This window comes from Nostoc sp. DSM 114160 (assembly GCF_053470305.1).
The window spans coordinates 851,712-870,735 of sequence record NZ_JBPFGO010000003.1 but is presented as its reverse complement, the minus strand read 5'-3'; the positions used below and the strand labels follow the sequence as shown (position 1 = coordinate 870,735).

At 39.2% G+C, this 19,024-nt stretch carries 16 protein-coding genes and 1 pseudogene; 14 read left to right on the top strand and 3 right to left on the bottom strand.

What is annotated here, in order from left to right; translation table 11 throughout:
- Nucleotides 1-272: 272 nt before the first annotated feature.
- The 3 genes from NSTCB13_RS28970 to NSTCB13_RS28960 all read right to left on the bottom strand — a co-directional run bounded on the left by NSTCB13_RS28970 (nucleotide 273) and on the right by NSTCB13_RS28960 (nucleotide 4,695).
- On the bottom strand, nucleotides 273-2,384 hold the full coding sequence (locus NSTCB13_RS28970; RefSeq protein ID WP_445632150.1) for an ATP-binding protein: 2,112 nt from the start codon (nucleotides 2,382-2,384) through the stop codon (nucleotides 273-275).
- Between the two features lie 189 nt (nucleotides 2,385-2,573).
- Nucleotides 2,574-4,523, bottom strand: coding sequence for an eCIS core domain-containing protein (locus NSTCB13_RS28965; RefSeq protein WP_448274649.1), 1,950 nt, complete (start codon nucleotides 4,521-4,523; stop codon nucleotides 2,574-2,576).
- Nucleotides 4,459-4,695 carry a hypothetical protein gene (locus NSTCB13_RS28960; RefSeq protein ID WP_448274648.1) on the bottom strand — a complete coding sequence of 79 codons (237 nt, stop codon included), beginning with the start codon at nucleotides 4,693-4,695 and terminating at the stop codon, nucleotides 4,459-4,461. Before NSTCB13_RS28960 ends, NSTCB13_RS28965 begins: the two co-directional genes overlap by 65 nt.
- Nucleotides 4,696-5,109: 414 nt before the next feature.
- On the opposite strand from NSTCB13_RS28960, the gene NSTCB13_RS28955 reads away from it, so the two are divergent.
- The 14 genes and pseudogenes from NSTCB13_RS28955 (at nucleotide 5,110) to NSTCB13_RS28890 (ending at nucleotide 18,985) form a co-directional block, all read left to right on the top strand.
- A complete protein-coding gene (locus NSTCB13_RS28955) occupies nucleotides 5,110-5,694 on the top strand; it encodes a DUF4255 domain-containing protein (RefSeq protein ID WP_445626951.1) in 585 nt (194 codons plus the stop codon).
- Between the two features lie 14 nt (nucleotides 5,695-5,708).
- Nucleotides 5,709-6,347, top strand: coding sequence for a carboxypeptidase regulatory-like domain-containing protein (locus tag NSTCB13_RS28950; RefSeq protein WP_448274647.1), 639 nt, complete (start codon nucleotides 5,709-5,711; stop codon nucleotides 6,345-6,347).
- Between the two features lie 178 nt (nucleotides 6,348-6,525).
- Nucleotides 6,526-7,971, top strand: a complete 1,446-nt coding sequence (locus NSTCB13_RS28945) for a phage tail sheath family protein (protein ID WP_448274646.1) — start codon at nucleotides 6,526-6,528, stop codon at nucleotides 7,969-7,971.
- A gap of 257 nt (nucleotides 7,972-8,228) precedes the next feature.
- Nucleotides 8,229-9,329, top strand: coding sequence for a phage tail sheath family protein (locus NSTCB13_RS28940; RefSeq protein ID WP_448274645.1), 1,101 nt, complete (start codon nucleotides 8,229-8,231; stop codon nucleotides 9,327-9,329).
- A 292-nt stretch (nucleotides 9,330-9,621) separates the two neighbouring features.
- Entirely contained in the window at nucleotides 9,622-10,062 is a 441-nt protein-coding gene (locus tag NSTCB13_RS28935) for a phage tail protein (protein WP_448274644.1), read from the top strand.
- 20 nt (nucleotides 10,063-10,082) lie between these two features.
- Nucleotides 10,083-10,445, top strand: a complete 363-nt coding sequence (locus NSTCB13_RS28930; protein ID WP_012408133.1) for a hypothetical protein — start codon at nucleotides 10,083-10,085, stop codon at nucleotides 10,443-10,445.
- Nucleotides 10,446-10,462: 17 nt separating this feature from the next.
- Nucleotides 10,463-10,597, top strand: a pseudogene (locus NSTCB13_RS28925) (DUF6760 family protein); the annotation flags it as partial.
- A gap of 11 nt (nucleotides 10,598-10,608) precedes the next feature.
- A complete protein-coding gene (locus tag NSTCB13_RS28920) occupies nucleotides 10,609-11,091 on the top strand; it encodes a phage tail protein (RefSeq protein ID WP_448274643.1) in 483 nt (160 codons plus the stop codon).
- A 4-nt stretch (nucleotides 11,092-11,095) separates the two neighbouring features.
- Nucleotides 11,096-12,619: a hypothetical protein gene (locus tag NSTCB13_RS28915; protein WP_448274642.1), complete on the top strand. Its 1,524-nt coding sequence runs from the start codon at nucleotides 11,096-11,098 to the stop codon at nucleotides 12,617-12,619.
- Complete coding sequence (locus NSTCB13_RS28910) at nucleotides 12,610-13,272, top strand: CIS tube protein (RefSeq protein ID WP_448266152.1); 663 nt, start codon at nucleotides 12,610-12,612, stop codon at nucleotides 13,270-13,272. Before NSTCB13_RS28915 ends, NSTCB13_RS28910 begins: the two co-directional genes overlap by 10 nt.
- Before the next feature lie 3 nt (nucleotides 13,273-13,275).
- Nucleotides 13,276-14,346 carry a phage late control D family protein gene (locus NSTCB13_RS28905; protein ID WP_448274641.1) on the top strand — a complete coding sequence of 357 codons (1,071 nt, stop codon included), beginning with the start codon at nucleotides 13,276-13,278 and terminating at the stop codon, nucleotides 14,344-14,346.
- A complete protein-coding gene (locus tag NSTCB13_RS28900) occupies nucleotides 14,343-15,050 on the top strand; it encodes a phage baseplate assembly protein V (RefSeq protein WP_445626961.1) in 708 nt (235 codons plus the stop codon). The genes NSTCB13_RS28905 and NSTCB13_RS28900 overlap by 4 nt, the downstream gene beginning before the upstream one ends.
- Complete coding sequence (locus NSTCB13_RS28895) at nucleotides 15,050-15,436, top strand: GPW/gp25 family protein (protein ID WP_445626962.1); 387 nt, start codon at nucleotides 15,050-15,052, stop codon at nucleotides 15,434-15,436. The genes NSTCB13_RS28900 and NSTCB13_RS28895 overlap by 1 nt, the downstream gene beginning before the upstream one ends.
- Before the next feature lie 6 nt (nucleotides 15,437-15,442).
- Nucleotides 15,443-18,985 carry a baseplate J/gp47 family protein gene (locus tag NSTCB13_RS28890; RefSeq protein ID WP_448266150.1) on the top strand — a complete coding sequence of 1,181 codons (3,543 nt, stop codon included), beginning with the start codon at nucleotides 15,443-15,445 and terminating at the stop codon, nucleotides 18,983-18,985.
- The last annotated feature ends 39 nt before the right edge of the window (nucleotides 18,986-19,024 follow it).

The following is a 19,024-nucleotide window of genomic DNA, read 5'->3' as shown; positions in this document are numbered from 1 at the left end:
CTTACCAAGAATATTCAACACACTATTCGCTACACAGAACTATCGAGCGATCGCTTCCAAAATTTCTGGCTCGACTGAACCTAAAATCAATGCTTTCAACCTGGTTTCTTTACAAAACTTTACAACGTGTCCCATTTTGCACGGTATCCGTATCTCGGCGGCCACCCTCAAGGACAAACTTATCAAATTGCGGAACGTTTACATCAGGGCGCTCGCTTATTTGAAGAATCGTGACTGCAAATTAGATGTGTTTGCTTTGTGTTCTAGTGGAGTCAACGCAAATCTACATATTGACCTAAATCTTTATCCCTGAGAACTTGTCCCATTTTCTGATACTCCCGACGCAGCGCTCGAATTAAATGTACCATCTCAATTACTCCCCCATCATCTGCTGCTAAAAAAGCTGCTGTCAGCGCAATATAGCGAATATTAGCCCCTGTAATCTCAAAATTTTGTGCCAATAATTCTAAATCAAGATTGGGGCTACAGGGAGCATTTTTTGGGAAAATTTTCTGCCAAATTAGGTGACGATTTTTTGTATCTGGTAAGAGAAACTCAATAATAAATCGGAGTCGCCGCTCAAAAGCTTCGTCTATATTGCTACGGAGATTTGTAGTTAAAATTGCAATACCTTCATACTCTTCCATTTTTTGCAACAGATAACCTACTTCGATATTTGCGTAGCGATCGCGGGCATCTTGCACCTCAGAACGTTTGCCAAACAAGGCATCAGCTTCATCAAAAAAAAGGATGGCATTAGAATTGGTTGCAGCAGTAAAAATGCGATTGATATTTTTCTCCGTCTCGCCGATGTATTTACTAACTATTTGAGATAAATCAATTTTGTAAAGGTCTAATTGCAGTTGATGGGCAATCACCTCTGCTGCCATAGTTTTACCTGTACCGGAAGATCCAGAAAACAGAACATTTAGACCTTTTCCTAAAGATAATTTATCTGCAAAACCCCATTTTTGATGTACTAAATTGCGGTATTCTGCTTCTTTGCAAATATCTTGTAGTTGTGTTATTTGGTTGGAGTGCAATACAATATCATCCCAGGTATATTTCGGTTCGATTTTACGGGCGAGAGTTGCTAAATCGTGACCCGATTGAGCGCGAGCTGCACTACATAAGTTTAAAAATGACGGTAATGGTTTTTCTTTAATTGAGTCAATTTGTTGCCAACGGGCAGTATTATAGGCAGTGGCGACAGCATCGGCAATTTGGTCTGGGGTCAGAAGAAAGCGATCGCACAACACATCTAACTCTCTATCTTCAAGAGTTATATGGGCTGCTTTTAGGTGAATTTGCCAACATTCTCGGCGTTGACTAGATTCGGGAATTGTAAAAGGAACTGTAATTAATCCGATTGCACCCGTCGCTGTGGGTATCCAATTTTGCACTCCTGAGAGAATAGTAATACCTATATTTTTTTCTAATTGTCTGAGAAAGGATTGATAAAGAATTTGATGCTCTTGAAGGTAGAGAATATCGAAGTTATCGATATACAGCAAACGATTAAAAAACCAGGCTTCTCGCCATAAAAGTTGCAGTTTTTCCTCAAAGTTGGCTTTATCTTCTACCATCTTTGCTATATCGGCAACTAACAAGGGAACTTCCAAAGCTTTAGCAAGAATTTGGGCGGTGCGGTGTTTACCTGTGCGTAGGCGCAGCCCGCCGCAGGCATCATTTCCTTGAAAATAGAGTAGTTGGGGTTGTTGTTTCTGCCAGTCTTCTCTCAACAAAGCTTCTAGTGCTGTCTGTACATCTGCCTTGAGATATAAAGTATCGAAATATATGCTTGGTTCTAGTAGTTGACAACAGGAAATGAGTCGGGAATCTAACCCCGGTTGATGTAATAGCAACCTCACCACTTGGGAATCGAGTATTAGACGATGAGAAAGAAGTGTAGATTGCTGCTGATGAGGTTCTGGACAGAGATGGAGCAGACGATGGTAAATTAGGGGTGAGTTAGTAGTAAAATGCTTACGTCGTGATAGCTTTTCAGGAACGCTAGAACAGAGCAAGTTTAAGACCATATCTACTGTAGGTCTTTTGTTGCTCATATCATCTTGGAGATAAGCATAAACCTTTTCATAGTGACGATCTAATTCTGGTGCAAGAGCGATCGCTAGTATATCCAAGTCAAAAGCAGATAAGCTAAAAGTTTTTTGCAACCATGCTAAGAGCGAATCAGACCGAATTGTAATTGATGCTTGCTCTGATAATATTTCGGTTTTTTGTAACCATGAAACCTCTAATTCTCCTCCGGGTTTTTGGTTTGATTGCACAGTAGAAATAGCTGTTTGAATCAGCCAATCTAATCGCAGTAGTAGAGGTTGCAACCCATTTAAATCGGGAGTAATTTCTGTTTCTGGAAACATGGGTCTAGTAAATGTTTTTTCTCCTGCTGCTATCGAATTCACGGCTGATAATTGGAATGACATAGAGAAGTGGAACAGACTTAACTAGTGATGGCTAGGGTATGCGTAACTGTTAGACTGCATTGCGATATGTTGGGTTAGTGTCATATCTGTTAGCACACCCTACAAAAGGGGCGATCGCACTACTAGTTAGTTCTCTTTTGGAGTATATTTGCCATTCTTTGCTCGTTCCTGTTCTTTGACGATCGCTTCCTTCGCCTTTTTTACAAGTTCTTGTTGTATAGCTACTTCTTCGTCCGTCAGTCCTAAAGGATTTTCTACAAAATTATCAACTTCATAATAGAATGATGAGTCATCTGGGTTGTCTGTATTTTCCTGTTGGTTGTTTTCCTTTTTATGATAATCATGCCAACGTGTTATTTTGGCATAACCGATAATATCTTGAATAGCGATGTCTCCTGTGGCGATTTCAGGGAATGGATTATCTTGTTTGGTAAATGTCGCATATCCGTCTTTAACAATAACTGCATAAACATATGCTGTCATCTTGAATGATTCATGTTGGACACGATTATTTTCTTTTGTATGTGTTCTATTTTTATTTGCTAAAGGGAACTTGACACAAGCATGCAAGCTAGTTGCTACACTCACAGTCGATAAAAGTTCATTATCCTTAATACCCTTTCGGAAAGCTGGGCCTTTATCACTTAACCATTGGTTTAAAGGATTCCACTGTTGATCTAATGCATATCGTTTTTGGAAGAATGGGGCAGTGATGGGACGCGTAATTCCTCCCCAACCTCCTTGATTTCTACTCTGAAGAACTTTGGACGAATCGCCATCCGTAGTGTGGAATCCCACTCCTAAAGTTTGTGATTTTAACCAAGGTCTACTACTAAAAAGAACATCTCCTTGAGAGTCCAGCATGTTCTGATCTATTTGGTGTATAGCCATAGAAGAAGCAGGTTTTTGATTTTTCACTTCTAACTGCATGATATTTTCAATAGGTTGCTTCTGCCAGCTTGTATCTAAGCCTTTCTCGATCATGCGGTTTAATAGTTCCTTCTTCGTCTGGTCAGGAATCTCCTCTTGTGCTGGTACAAGTTTTGGTTCATCTTGGCTATCATCTACTTTCCATACATCAGACCAAATTTTTTGAGCAGTTTCGGAATCTGCTTTACAAACTTCTGCAAAAAGATAATTTGCTACATATTCAAATGTACCTTCCTTAGCACCTCCAGATTCTTCGTTAAATAGTTCTGGTTTTGGTTTTGTAAGTTCTGCTATCTTACTTTTCTTTTTGGATTTTGCAACTTCCTCTGGATCTAGTTCTACGGGTTTTGGTGCTGGCCTACGCCAATATAGCTTCTTTCCCTGGTCTGATAGTTCGTCGTCGAATTCGTAAGTGTATTCTTCATTGTCTTGTGGTTCAGCTTCGTTATCTTCCAGCTCGAATAAAACTCCAAGAAACCTATCTTTCTTAACTTGTTTCATTCTTTGAACTAAGTTTCCAGCGCATTGGTTGATCGATTCGTCACCTTGCTGTTTCACATGGGTCAATTCATGAGCAATCAACTCCTGTCCCCCTTGACTCTCTGGCTGATATTCCCCTTGCCGAAAGAATACATCTTGACCTGTGGTAAACGCCTTCGCCTGAATCGATTGATTCAACTGGTCTGCCTGAGCATCTGTATGCACGCGCACGCCACTAAAATCTGCCCCCATCGCCTGTCCCATCGACTGTTGCAGACTGTCATCTAAAGTTTGTCCACTTCCCCTTGCACTATTAATGGCTGATTCCAAATCTGTTGATGCTTCACCCCCAGAAATAGCTTCTTGACGCTGCACCATTTCTGGTAACTGTTTCCGTTGCAATTTTTCTTGTACCAGTGTTGAATCTGCCTTTGGTAGTGCATTCGTTTGTGGTGTGTTAATCTGCTGCACCACATCCTTGGCTACTCGATCCGCTTCTTGTTCATACTTATCCCCCGCTTCCCCTATTGTCAGCTTCGCCTGTATTGGTACTCCAACTTGACCAGAATTACCCCAAAGCTGGGCAGAAATCCCTTGGAATTCAGGTATCCACGGCGTTTGCTTTCCCGCCAAAATCTCTCGTGTTGACCCTTGTACCGATCGCACTCTCTAACTCCTGTCTCTCATCCCCACTCACGCTATTTGGATCTTGTTGCACTCTCTGTACAACTGAAGACAACGATCCAGATCCATAACTGTGACTAGGGGCAATCTCTTTACTTATTGGCGTTGACGGCAGCGAGGGTGAAGCTTTTTGAGATATTTGTTTTCGGTACATAGTTTATCTCCGGTATTCGGTTAGGGATTGCTATAAAAAATAATGATTAGACATACTTAAGTATTTATGCGAATCATAAAATATGTGTATTTATTATGTATAGTAGTAGTAGTAGAATAAATTATTACATTAGTATTATAAAACACGGAGCAAAGCTCAACCCAGTATTGAGCGCCACAGCAAGATTCTGCAACGTTAAGTTCCTTATTCTAAATTTAATCAATCGATTTTAGCAGACTTTTCCTAAATTGCAATTTTTGCAAATATTACTAATAGTTACAAGAATATTGACAATAACTCATGTATATTTTATTCATAAAGCTAGTAACTGGTTGTATTATTTTCAACTATCAGTTATTTTCTTTCATCAGCTTTCAAAATGAACAGTGTCATAAAACGAACATTGTTTAGATTATGTTAGATGGTCTAGACACTACCTTAGAATTGCTACTGAAGCGAGAACTTCCACCTGATGTTCCTTCAGGAGACACAGAGGTATTTATCAGTTTTGTTACGCCTTACCAAGGAGCAATTAAACAAAAACCAGCGATTAATTTATTTCTTTATGATGTGCAGGAAAATCTAGAGTTACGCAGCAGTGCTTGGTCAGTGGAACGCCAAACTAATGGCAGAGCAATTAGAAAACGTCCCCCAGCTAGGGTAGATTGTTCATATCTAATTACTGCTTGGCCACAAAATGAAGAGGATATCCAGACAGAACATCAGCTTTTAGGAGCAGTGATGAAGGTATTGCTGCGACATCGAAAACTCCCCGAAACCTTGATTGCAGATAACTTAGAAGCACAAGAACTTCCTTTAAGACTAATTAGTTTACGTCCCAGTAACTTACAAAGTTTTGGTGAATTTTGGCAAGCAATGGGGGGAAAAGAAGGAACTAGACCCAAGGTTGTCTTGCATTGTACTGTCACCATCTCCGTTCCTGTGGATGAAGCAGGTGAAGAAGCGGGACTGGTGGGAGTTCATCAACCAAACTCTTAGTTTCAGGAGTAGCGATGCTCGAACTATCTATAGTTAACCAACAAATAGCGATCGCAGGTAAAGTTTTGCAAGGAGAAACCCAAAAGAATATTTCTGGTGCAATAGTTGCAATTATTGAGATGCCAGAAAAATTCCGAGCTATTTTATCTCTAAAAGCACTGCAATACGGTTCAAAATGGGAAAAAATGCCTGAGCGACCTGACCGCAAAATTACCAGCAATGATGGTTATTTTTACTTTACTAATTTACCCTCTGGAGAATATCTTTTAGAAGCATCGTTACCTACCAGCTTAACTCGATACAACGAAGTTAGAACAAAAGTTCAAGTATCTTCCCCTATCAATGGCAAAATTTCCACAACGATGGCGGATATTGTGCTTTTACCTACGGGAATTAAAGGAAAAATTACTGATGCAAATGACCCAAAAAAGTTGATTACAAATGCCAAAGTACAGATTCAAGATAGCGAAGATGCTACCATTAGCGACCGACAAGGTAATTATCGATTAATCGGATTAGAATCACCGAAATTAGGTCAGCGTAACATCACCGTGATTGTCTCTGCAACAGGTTATCAACAAGTTTACCAGTCACTCAATATTCAGCGCGGTCAAGTAATTGCAGAGCAGAATTTTGCTCTAAAATCCAAATAAATACTAACTATTTTTAAGATAAGTAAATAGGCACAATAATCAACTATATTATGACGAAAAACAAACTAAACTAAAACCCTATTACCTCTTGCCTCTTGCCTATTTGCCTATTACCTCTTGCCTATTTGCCTTATCCCAGCAATTTACTCCGACTTCTTTATATCAAGGAGCTAAAGAAATGCCAACTTATCTTTCCCCAGGTGTTTATGTCGAAGAAATAGCTTCCGGTTCTGCTCCAATTGTCGGAGTTGGAACCAGTATTGCTGCTTTTATTGGCACGATTAAAGCCAATGCTTGGTCATCAACTAATATTAACAACACCTCAATTAAGTCTGTAGGTAGCCCTACAAATCCAGTTGAAATTGGTGAAGGTCAAGGTGGAAACCAAAAAAATTATTCCTTATTATCAGGAGATTATCCACTAGTAACCACAGTAGGGACTTATGCCTTCTTCGTTGGTGGCAGTCCTGTTAATTTAGATGATACAAACCCTATTATCAATAACGATGCCGAAAAATCTGCAACTGTAAAATTTAAAGATGCGATTACTTCAGGGGAGAAAATTACCGGATATTACCAAGTTCAACTACCTGTAATAGTAATTCCCAGCGATGCTAACATCGCTCAAGAAGGGGAAATTAAATTAATCACAAACTTTAGTGAATTTAAGAAATTATTTGGTGATTTTTTACCACCTACAGGCGATACCCAAGGGCAAAACACCTTAGCTCATGCAGTTTATGGTTTTTTCAGAAATGGTGGAACTCGTTGTTATGTCACCTGGATATCTGAAGAAAATAAACTTGCTGGTGTTTTAGATGCGTTTGAAGCTATTGATGAAATCACTATTATTGCTGCACCAGGAAATTTAGCCTTTAGAGATGATATTAAAGATCATGCGGAAAAACTAGGCGATCGCATTGCGATTCTCGATAGTTTAGATACCATTGACTTGAGCAGCACAGGAGTTGTAAATACCCTTAAACCCTTCAACTCTGCCTATGCAGCCTTGTATTTCCCGTGGATTCAAGTTTTCGATCCTGCAAGTAATAGCAATATTTATATTCCCCCAAGCGGTCATATTGCAGGAGTTTATGCAAGGGTTGATGGACAAAGGGGAGTACACAAAGCCCCTGCCAATGAAACTATTTTGGGAGCCTTAGATTTAAAATATAATCTCAGCAAAGCCAAACAAGATGGGCTTAATCCCGATGGAATTAACGTTATTCGCAAATTAAACGGGAATATCCGCGTTTGGGGTGCGCGTACCTTGGGCGGAGATGCAAATACAGAGTTCAAATACGTCAATATTCGTCGGCACTTTAGTTACCTGCGAGATTCCATTGATAAAGGGACTCAATGGACAGTTTTTGAACCCAATACCCCTGAACTCTGGGCAAAAATCCGCCGCAATATTAGTGCTTTTTTATTGATAGAGTGGCGCAAAGGTGCATTATTTGGCACAACTCCCCAAGAAGCTTTTTATGTGAAATGTGATGCCGAAACCAACCCCCCAGAAGTGCGTGATTTGGGTCAAGTTGTCACAGAAATTGGCCTAGCAGTGGTGAAGCCGGCAGAATTCGTGATTTTCCGTCTGAGTCAGTGGACTGAGACGGGAACGTAGGGGATGGGGGATAGGGGATAGGCAATAGGCAAATAGGCAAATAGGGAATAGGTAGGAGGTAATCTCAAGGAAACAAGTTTCATAGGCAAGCCAAGTATGAAAGTGGTTTTTTCCCCACTCCCCACTGAATTACGAATTACGAACTATAGGACTTCATACAACTTAAAAAGCCTCCTTCCCTATTGCCTATTGCCTATTGCCTATTGCCTCCCCACCCAAGTAAGTTCAAAAATCAAAGCGGACTGCCATATACTCAAATGCCGACTTTAGAGCCAAAAATACCAGGTATCTCTTTAAACTATGTCGTTCCTACTCCAGAACCTGAGTTACTGACAGGTGTTCCGGTATTCTTTGGCCTGGTTACAGAGGAAGTGAAAGAACCAAAAAAGCTAACCTTAGCGACGCATTTTCAGCAGTATTTTGGTCAAGCCAAAGGGTATTTAGCAGATGCAATCAAAGGATTTTTTGAAAATGGAGGTCGTCTTTGTTATGTTATAGCCTTATCTGACAATACTATTGAGGCTCTCCAAGAAGGTTTAGAGACAAGCGAAGTCTTAGAAAATGTTGATTTGATTTGTGTTCCCGACATCATGCTTGGTTCAGATGGGGAAGTTATGCAGATGCAGCAAGCTATTTTAAAACATTGCGAACAGATGGGCGATCGCTTTGCCATTCTTGATGCTTTGAATGATGTAGGAAAACTAAATGAGCAACGCAAACGAATTTCTAGCCAAAACGGAGCATTATATGCACCTTGGCTAAAAGTAGAATTTCGCGTCGATCCTATTCCTCCCTGTGGTCATATTGCGGGAATCTATGCAAGTTGCGATCGCACAGTCGGGGTACATAGCGCACCTGCTAATATTCCACTTTCAGGGGTATTGGATCTTAGTTTTTCCCTAACTCCCACAGATCAAGAACAGCTGAATCCAAAAAATGAAGCGGGAGTCAATTGTATTCGTAGCTTCCAAGGACGAGGTATGCGAGTGTGGGGAGTACGTACCCTCAGTCCAATCGCTGAATGGCAATATGTCAATGTACGTCGTTTATTTCTCACCTTTGGACGCTGGGTATATCGCAATTTAGCAGATACAGTGTTTGAACCAAATGCTTTTCCTTTATGGGTGCGACTGCAAAGGGAATTAAGCATTTATTGTGAATCTTTATGGCGACAAGGCGCTATCCAAGGTGCTTTGCCCCAAGAGGCATTCTATGTCAAATGTGATGCTGAAACGAATCCCCCTGAAAATCGAGAAATGGGACAAGTAATAGCAGAAATAGGTTTAGCTCCCACTATTCCGGGGGAATTTATTCAACTTTTAGTTGTTCAAAGTAGTAATGGAATTTCGCTGATATGAAGGCAATAGGCAATAGGCAATAGGCAACAGAAAAAATTGGAAAAAGGAGGTAGATATGTGTTGAGTGTTTCAAAAATTTAATGGGAATTATATAGGACTCATATTTGATTGTGTGAAAAAACCCCATACAACTCAAAAAGACTTCTTGCCTATTGCCCGTTGCCTATTGCCTATTGCCTATTGCCTATTGCCTATTACCCATTGCCTTCCTACCCAAGTAAGTTCAAAAATCAAAGCAGATTCCTATATAACTGATAACTCTTAATTCAAATTTATTGCAGGAGGTTCTATTATGCCCACGATTTCTAATTCCCACGACCCATACAGTGGTTATAATTTCTGGGTGGAATGGGATGGTATTGTTCATGCTGGGTTTCGTGAATGTAGCGGTTTGACAGCGACTCGTAAAGCAGGAACTTATCGAGAAGGAACAGATAAAGCATTAAGCCAACGTCAAATTCCCGGTCTTAATACTTATGGTAACATTACCCTAAAGCGAGGAGTTAGTGACAATAAAGAACTGTGGGAATGGCACAAAAAGTTACAGAATGGCGAGACAGATCGACGCAATCTTTCTATTATTTTGGCTAACGATCAAGGAGAAGAAAAGATTCGTTGGAATTTAGAAAATAGCTGGCCTACTATCTGGAATGCTCCAAGTTTTAATGCTACCTCAGACGAAGTAGCGATAGAAACTCTCGAACTAGTTCATGAAGGTATTACCATTGGTTAATATTTACTTTCAGTAAAATCATGCAGCAAACCGAATTTCCTTTTATCTTGCCTCAAGGATATCTCGACTCGGAAGGTAACACTCACCGCGAAGGCATTATGCGCCTTTCAACTGCCTATGATGAAATTGCCCCCATCCGAGATCCAAGGGTGCAGAAAAATCCTGGTTATTTGGTGATTATTCTCTTAGCAAGGACGATAGTCCAACTAGGAACATTAGACCAAATTAATACCAAAATAATTGAGGGTTTATTCTCAGGAGATTTAGTTTATTTACAGGATTTTTATCAAAGGATTAACCAAAACGGTCATAGTCGTCTGCGGGTAGCTTGTCCCCACTGTGATGGAGAGTTTGAAGTAGAAACTATTCCCGTGGGGGAGTAGTTTGCTACCCCACAGAACGACTGCTGGAGGAGGTAGCTTACCTTGCCTACAATTTTCATTGGTCTTACGAACAGATTATGGCAATGGAACACCGAGAACGTCAGCAATGGGTGGCGCAGGTAGTACAAATTAATCAGCGACTTAGCGATTGAACAGAAAATAAATGAATCCCAAACTTATCGCATTAAATGCAGCTTTAGCCGCAGGTTCAACAGCCAGTTTATTGGGACACGATCCCTACATGGCTTATAACTTTGCTGTGGAAATTGGAGGAGTTGTTGTTGGTGGTTTTAGCGAAGTTAGCGGTTTAAGTAGTGAAATTGAGTTGGAATCTTATCAGGAAGGAGGCTTAAACGATTTTGTTCATAAATTTCCCAAACATACTACTTATCCCAATTTAGTTTTGAGTCGAGGATTAGTAAATATTGATTTGTTTTATATTTGGTATAAAGCAACTAGCCAAGGGTGGATTGAGCAGTTAAACGGTACGATTCTCTTACTTAACGATCGGCAAATTACGGTGATGTGGTGGACGTTTAAAAAAGCGTATCCCGTCAAGTGGCAAGGGCCAACTTTTAACGCTAGTAGCGACGAAATTGCTGTAGAAAAAATTGAATTAGTGCATCAAGGAATTTCTAAGTTATAGCATCATGGCAAATTTATCCAATTGGCAAGATTCAATCGATGAGAGGTTGGTAAATCGCCTGCATTGTCCTTTACGTCAACCGGGAATGATGAAAATGGCGATGAGTCAGCGCATTATTAATCGTTGCGATCGTTTTTTAAATCGTTTACCTCTTTTGACTCAACAAATGCAACGTTGGGGTAATACTAATAGCCTATCATCTGAGTCAATACCCATTGTTTATGCACAGCCTGTTTCATTAGCACAAGACCAAAAAGTAGAGAATAGAGTACATAATTTGCCAACTGTATCCCAAGTTGAACCTTCTGCTAATATAATTCAAAGAAAATTAGATCCTTCTCAATCTCTAGCAGCTAAAACAGTTAATAATACTATCCCTTTCCAAAATATCACAGAATTCTCAAACTCGGATGTTGCGGATGAAACAGCCAAATCTTTAACTTTAGAAACACAAAGTAATAAAACCTCTATATCTTCATCTGAAGTTCCGGTAGTTTCGGCAAAACCAATTGCTGAACAATTACCAAAAATAGCAGAAATGACGTTAGGAAATTCGACAGACTCGCAAACATCTCCACCTAATAGCGCTGAATCAAATCCTAATCACCCATCTCAACCGATTGTAGATGTCGATTCTATCTTTTCACCAAAAATTCCCGTAGTTTTGTCACAATCTATAACCGAACAATTGCCAAAAACAGCAGAAATGACGTTAGCAGATTTGACAGACTTGCAAGCATCTTCGCCTAATAGCGCTGAATCAAATCTCAATCACCCATCTCAACCGATTATAGATGTTGCCTCTATCATTTCATCAGAAATTTCCGTAGTTTTGCCACAACCCATTGCTGAACAATCGCCAAATACTGGAGAAATAGAGTCATCACAAGAATTTACCAGCTTTACTGATACAACCCTACCTATTATTCAAGCAAAACTCCAGAATTATTCCAGATCGCGGTCATCTCTTCCTATTGTTAATGATTTAAATAATTTAGCTGACCAACAACAAACGCAAGCAGATAATTACGCAGGCAATTTAAGCTCAATTAAGCACCAATCAAAACAACTTCCCATTGTCACTGCTCAAGCTAATTTGACTCAACAAGAAATATCATTTGCTATCAATTCGGTAAGTTATCAAAATCAACCTGCAACGTTAGTCAACACACAACCTGTTACTGTTTCTACCTCACAAAATAATCAAACTAATCACAAGCAAAATATATCTTCTCTTCCCCTTGTCTCTGTAACTTCTGCAAGTAACCCATCCTTAAAAGCTCAATCTCTGCTTTTACCCGGAGCTAAAAATACCTCATCATCAAAAAGTAATAGTCAACAATCAAACCGCAATTCGATATCAAATACTGATTCTTTATCACCTCCTATAACTTTTGCTAGTCCTGTATCACCAATAGCAACTCAATCCAATATTGACGTTGATGCTATAGCGAGTCAAGTTGAACGCAAACTAATGCGACGGCTAGTCGTTGAAAGTGAACGCAGAGGAAAAAATCAATGGCACTAGAGAAATTAACTATCAAAGCCGAAAAAAATAATCCAGGAGACTTTGCTGATAAATTTAAAGTTCTTTTTAACCCTAATCAAGTGGAAGTTGTTAAAACAGGCTGGTCGATGGGAGACTATGGCCCAGTTGCATCTAAAGAATTAACTCAACTCAGTCTTGATTTGTTCTTTGACACCACGTTGATGGGATTTCCCCCAGAAAATGTCCAAAACTATACCCGCAAAATTTTTAGTTTGACTCAGCCTCGTATTGGCAAAAACCCTAAACGTCCCCCTCGTTGTCAATTGATTTGGGGAACTATATCAGGTAAAGATAGCTTGTTATTACCTGATGGTTTTTTAGAAAGTGTCACCAAAAAACTTACTCATTTTCTCGAAGATGGTACGCCTGTCAGAGCAACTTTAAGCTGTAAATTTAAGGAGTGGAAAGAACCGAAAAAAAAGGCAAAGATTGCTAATCCCATTGATGATCCTGTGAGAATCGTTAAACGAGGAGAAACTTTAAGTAGTATTGCTACTGAAGAATATGGCGATCCTGCTTTATGGCGTGTAATTGCGGTAGAAAATCGCTTAAACAATCCTCGGATGTTAAATCCTGGAACTGTGCTGACGATTCCTCCTTTGCGAATTACTAGCCTGACTCAGAGGAGTTAAATCATGCCAAATGATGCTTCCTTATTAAATCCTAATGTCAAAATTTTGGTTCAAGACGAACCCTTAGCCGCAGAAATAGAAGCTGATTTAGTATCAGTTTTGGTATCTGAGGATTTGGAAGCTCCTAGTATGTTTGAACTGCGATTGATTACTTGGGACTTATTAAAACAAGAAATGACATGGGTAGATAACAAAGTATTTGATGTTGGTAATAAAGTAGAAATTCAGATGGGATATGAACAAGAAATAAAAACTCTCATGGTGGGAGAAATTACAGGATTAGAACCAGAATATAGCCAGGATGTAGCACCTATATTAGTGGTGCGTGGTCATGATTTACGCCATCGTTTGTTGCGAGGAAGCCACACAAAATCCTTCCTAAAAATTAAGGATAGTGAAATTGTCAGTCAAATTGCTAGAACTAGGGGAATTACAGCAAAAGTTACTGATAGTAAAGTGAAGTTAGAATATATCTTGCAGCACAATCAAACAGATTGGGAGTTTTTAAAAGAGAGAGCTAAACGCATTGGTTATGAAATTGCAGTAGAGCAAAAAACTCTCTATTTTCGTCCCCATCAGAATGCTAAAGGTAAAGCTTTGACTCTAACTTATGGAGAAGATTTACAAGAATTTTTACCACGCTTAAGTACTATGAATCAGGTACAACAGTTAGAGGTAAAAGGTTGGATTTATCAAGAAAAAGAGAAAAAAGAAGTATCAGGTAAAGCAGGAGTAGGAAAAGAAGGTGGCACAATGGGAGGTTCAACTTCTGGAACGAAAGCAGTCAAAAAAGCCTTTGGTGAATCGAGCTATACGATAGTAAATCAACCTGTATTAAGTAAAGAAGAAGCTGATAGTATGGCATTGGGGCAGTTTCAAGATATGGCGATCGCTTACATTACTGGTGAAGGAACTTGTCAAGGTAATCCCAATTTACGCGCCGGAAAAGTGGTTGAAATTCTTGGGCTTGGTCAAAGGTTTAGTGGACTTTATTATATTAAAACTGCCGAACATAGTTATTTAGTAAACCAAGGTTATAAAACTTCATTTACGGTAGGGAGAAATGCTACATGAACGGACTAGATGTTTTATTATCAAACAACCAAAATCATCATTTTTACGGCGTAACTGTTGGTGTAGTCACTAATAACAAAGATCCAAATAAATTAGGAAGAGTCAAAGTAAAATTTCCTTGGCTATCTTCAGAAGAAGAAAGTTACTGGGCTAGAGTGGTAACTCTCATGGCAGGAAATGACCGTGGTATTTATTTTTTGCCTGAAGTTAATGATGAAGTATTGGTTGCTTTTGAACAAGGTGATATGAATTTTCCTTACATTCTTGGTGCTGTATGGAATGGAAAAGATAAACCACCAATAACAAATGAAGATGGGAAAAATAATCAACGAGTCATTAAATCTCGAAGCGGTCATATGATTGTTTTAGATGATACTAAAGAGCAAGAAAAAATTATTATTCAAGACAAGACTGGTAAAAATAAAATTGTGATTAATTCTAAAGATAACAAGATGAATATTCAAGTTGAAAAAGATTTAACTATTGAGACCAAAGGAAAAGTTATCTTAAAAAGTAGCGATGATGATATCTCGATTGAATGTAAAAACTTGCAAATAAAAACTCAACAAAATTATCAATTAGAAGTAGGTGCAAATTGTACAATCAAAGCTAAATCTAAATATAAATTGGAAGCGCAATCTGGCTTAGGAATCAAATGTGCAGCCGGAGTGAAAATAAATGATGGTTCATTGGAAGTGATGTAATGGAGATTGATTTTTTAGGTGTGGGATGGGCTTTACCTGTCCAACTTGATAAAAATGCTCAAATTGAGGTGGCGCGCTATGAAGATGTTGTGCGTCAATCAATTTGGATGATTCTCAGTACTGCCAAAGGAGAACGGATAATGCGTCCTGATTTTGGCTGTGATATTCACGAAAAAGTATTTTCTCCTAATAGTTTGGGAACAGTTGGACAAATTGTTAGTGATGTGAAAGATGCTTTAATTGAATGGGAACCTCGCATTGATGTTTTAGATGTGGATACAATTCCCGATCCTCACCAACCAAATGTAATTTTAATTCAAATAAATTATCAAATTCGGACAACAAATAATATTTTTAATTTAGTTTATCCTTTTTATTTGCAGTAATTGTATATGCCTTCTTTACCTCCCAAAATTGACCAGCGTACCTATGAAGAAATTGTTGAGCAAACCGAGAAGTTAGTAGAACAATCTACCGGCTGGAAAGCTGCATCTGGAAATAAAACTGATGCGGGTGGGGCATTAATTCGCATCTTTGGGCGGATGGTAAAATTAGTCAGCGATCGCATCAACCAAGTTCCAGAGAAAAATTTTCTGGCTTTCCTTGATTTAATTGGGGGAGAACTCAAACCTCCTCAACCTGCTAAAGTCCCTTTAACCTTTTATTTGGCACAAGGAAGCCTTACAGATGGGTTAGTTCCCGCTCATACTCAAGTTTCAGCGCCACCAGCAGAGGGTACAGACGCAGAAATCGTGTTTGAAACGGATCGAGAATTGGTTGTCACAACAACGCAATTACAAGCAGTATTCCTGCGCGAACCCAATCAAGATAAGTATAGCGATCTCTCTGAGATCCTTTCCGAGGAGCGCACTTTGGCAGGAACAGGACAACAAGATGCAGCTTTTTTAGCTTTGGAAGGCGATCGCTCTATTACCCATTCTCTTTACATAACTTGTCCCGAAATTTTTACTTTACCAGACTTAAAGGATCTGCAACTAATTATTACTACCAATAATACGATTGAAAGTGTTAATCAATTACAAATACCGCTTAACTGGTCTTATTGGGATAGCTCTCAATGGCAAACCATTGAAACTCCTAGCCAAAGTCAGAACAATAATCAATCTACTATTACTTTTACTTTTGCAAATTTACCTATTCCGGCTCCTTATGAGCTTCAAGGAAAAACAGCAAGATGGTTACAAGCCAATTTAAATAATATATTTTCTTTAATCGAAAATTTACCTCAAGTTACTAATATTCAAGGTGTTATCAATATAAAGCAAGCTAACTTAATTCCTGAAATTTGCTTATTTAACACTACTCCTTTAGACCTTACCAAAGATTTTTATCCCTTTGGCGAACAGCCGGAACTTAATGATACATTTTATATAGCTTTAAACGATACATTTGTGAAGCCAAATGTAACTATTATTATTGATATAATTTTAACTCATCAGCCTGTAAATATAAATAATTTAAAAATTGTCTGGGAAATTGGTAACGGTCAAATATGGCAAGAAATAGCAGATAAAAATAACCAACTAAAATGGATAGAAAAATCATCAGCAATTCAGTTTACTGAAAAAGATACTATCCAGGCGAAGTTACAATTTCCCAATGCAGAAAATATACCTTCTCCTAGCACTGTAAATGGAGAAACTCGTTATTGGGTTCGCGCTCGGATTACTCAAGGTCATTATGGTAAAGCCGCAGATGAGCGCCTGTATCCTGTTTATGATGACTTAGCAGTTCTGCGAAAGGAATTCAAACAAGGAGCCAACGAAATTGAAGTTGATACTTTAGATTTATTTAACACTGGCGATACAATTCGTGTTCTTCCTTATACTGAGGGATTTCCAGAAGAAAATAAAATTACACAAATCATTAAAGATAATAATAGGCTGAAGCTAGAAACCGGAGTTTTAAACACTACTTTAGGGGTTGGGACGCGAATCATGCGTAAGTTAATTATCACGGAGACGATTCCTCCGACTTACGATCCACCTCTGATTAAGTCATTAAAATTAACCTACGAATTTACCCTTACAGAAAAAGTTATTTATTTTGCTGAAAATGATTTTACATATTCTCATCCAGAAAATTCGAGTACACAATCTTTTCAACCTTTTACACCTACCATAGATCGAGAACCTACCCTCTATTTCGGATTTGATAAATCATTTGATAATAAAACAGTTACTCTTTATGCACAGTTTGATACCCCATTACCTAATGAATTATCAGCTGACATTACAGCAAATACCGTCCTTGCATTAACAGTAAATACTGGAGAGAAAACGCTGCAAATAGCCGATGTAACTGGTTGGCAAACAGGCGATCGCCTACAAATTCAGAACCCACTCAACGCCAAACAATACGATAATTATACTATTAGTAATATTAGTAAAAATTTAGTTACCACTAATCAACCTCTACAACAAGATTATCCTCAGAATACCCCAGTGATTCGTTCGCAGCAACCCCAATTAGTTTGGGAATATTCTAGTACTCTGGGTTGGCAACCATTAGGAGTAGAGGACGAAACTCAAGCATTTTCTCAACCAGGTTTAATTAGATTTATTGCTCCCGCAGACTTTAGCCCAGGAGAAAACTTTGGCAAAGAACTATATTGGTTGCGAGTGCGTTGGGTATCAGGTAATTTTCGGGTTAAACCTCGTCTACGTCGCTTGTTAACTAATACTACATGGGCAGTTCAGGCAATTAGTCTCCAAGAAGAAGTATTAGGTTCAAGTAACTACGATCCAAATCAGGTTTTCATTGCCAATAATATTCCCATTTTGATGGGACAGCAGTTAGAAATTCAAGAAGCACAAATTCCCCTAAACATAGAATCTGATCGCATCAAGGTAATTAAAGATAATTTGGGAGAAATTGATGAAGTTTGGGTACTTTGGCAAGAAGTAGCAGATTTTTACGATTCTAGTGCCAGCGATCGCCATTACACTTTAGATCGGCAAACAGGCGAAATTCGCTTTGGAAACGGACAAGCCGGGATGATCCCCCCCAGAGGACGCAATAATATTCGCCTATCTTTTTATCGCACTGGAGGAGGTAAACAGGGAAACGTCACTGCACAAACCATTAGCCAACTGAAAACTACCATTCCCTACATCGATCGGGTAATTAACCTGGAAGCAGCAGCAGGTGGGGCGCAACAGGAAACTTTGGATCGTCTGAAAGAACGAGTACCAAAGCAACTACGTCACCGCGATCGCGCTGTCACTCTTGAGGATATAGCAGATTTAGCTTACGAAGCTTCTACAGATGTAGCTAGAGTCAAAGTAGTTACACCAGATTTGCTGACGGCTGATTTTAGCCCTTTGAATGAAAAACTTTGGCTCGATCCGACTAAACCAAATGTGCTATTTGAAGATAGCCTCCGAGAAAAGTTGCAGACAATTAATGCTACCGAAGCAGAAAACTTTGAAAAAATGATGCGGGAAATTAACCGCCGTGCAGGGCAAGTTAAGCTAATAATTCTGCCCTACAGTAGCGATCGCCAACCAACCCCTAGTTTAGCTTTACTAGAGCAAGTCGAAACCTACATTCGTTCCCGTTGTGCGGGGACAGTAGATTTAGTGGTTACAGCCCCAAAATGGCGAGAAGTAACTGTGACTGCAACTATCACTCCTGTGTTGCTCGAAGACGCAGACATGGTGAGAAACAGCGTTAGACAACACTTAGAAGCCTTTCTCCATCCCTTAACTGGAGGAACAGGGGAGGGGTGGCAATTTGGACGCTACCCGCAAAAATCGGATTTTTACGCCATTATTCAATCCATTACGGGAGTAGATCATGTTAATTCCCTAGAGGTGGAGCTACCTGCAACAGAAAGCAAGTTATTACTAAGTGCTGATTCTTTAATTTATTCTGGCAATCATAACGTCAAGGTAGAAGGGAATAGGGGATAGGGAAGAGGCAATAGGCAATAGGCAATAGGGAATGGGTAA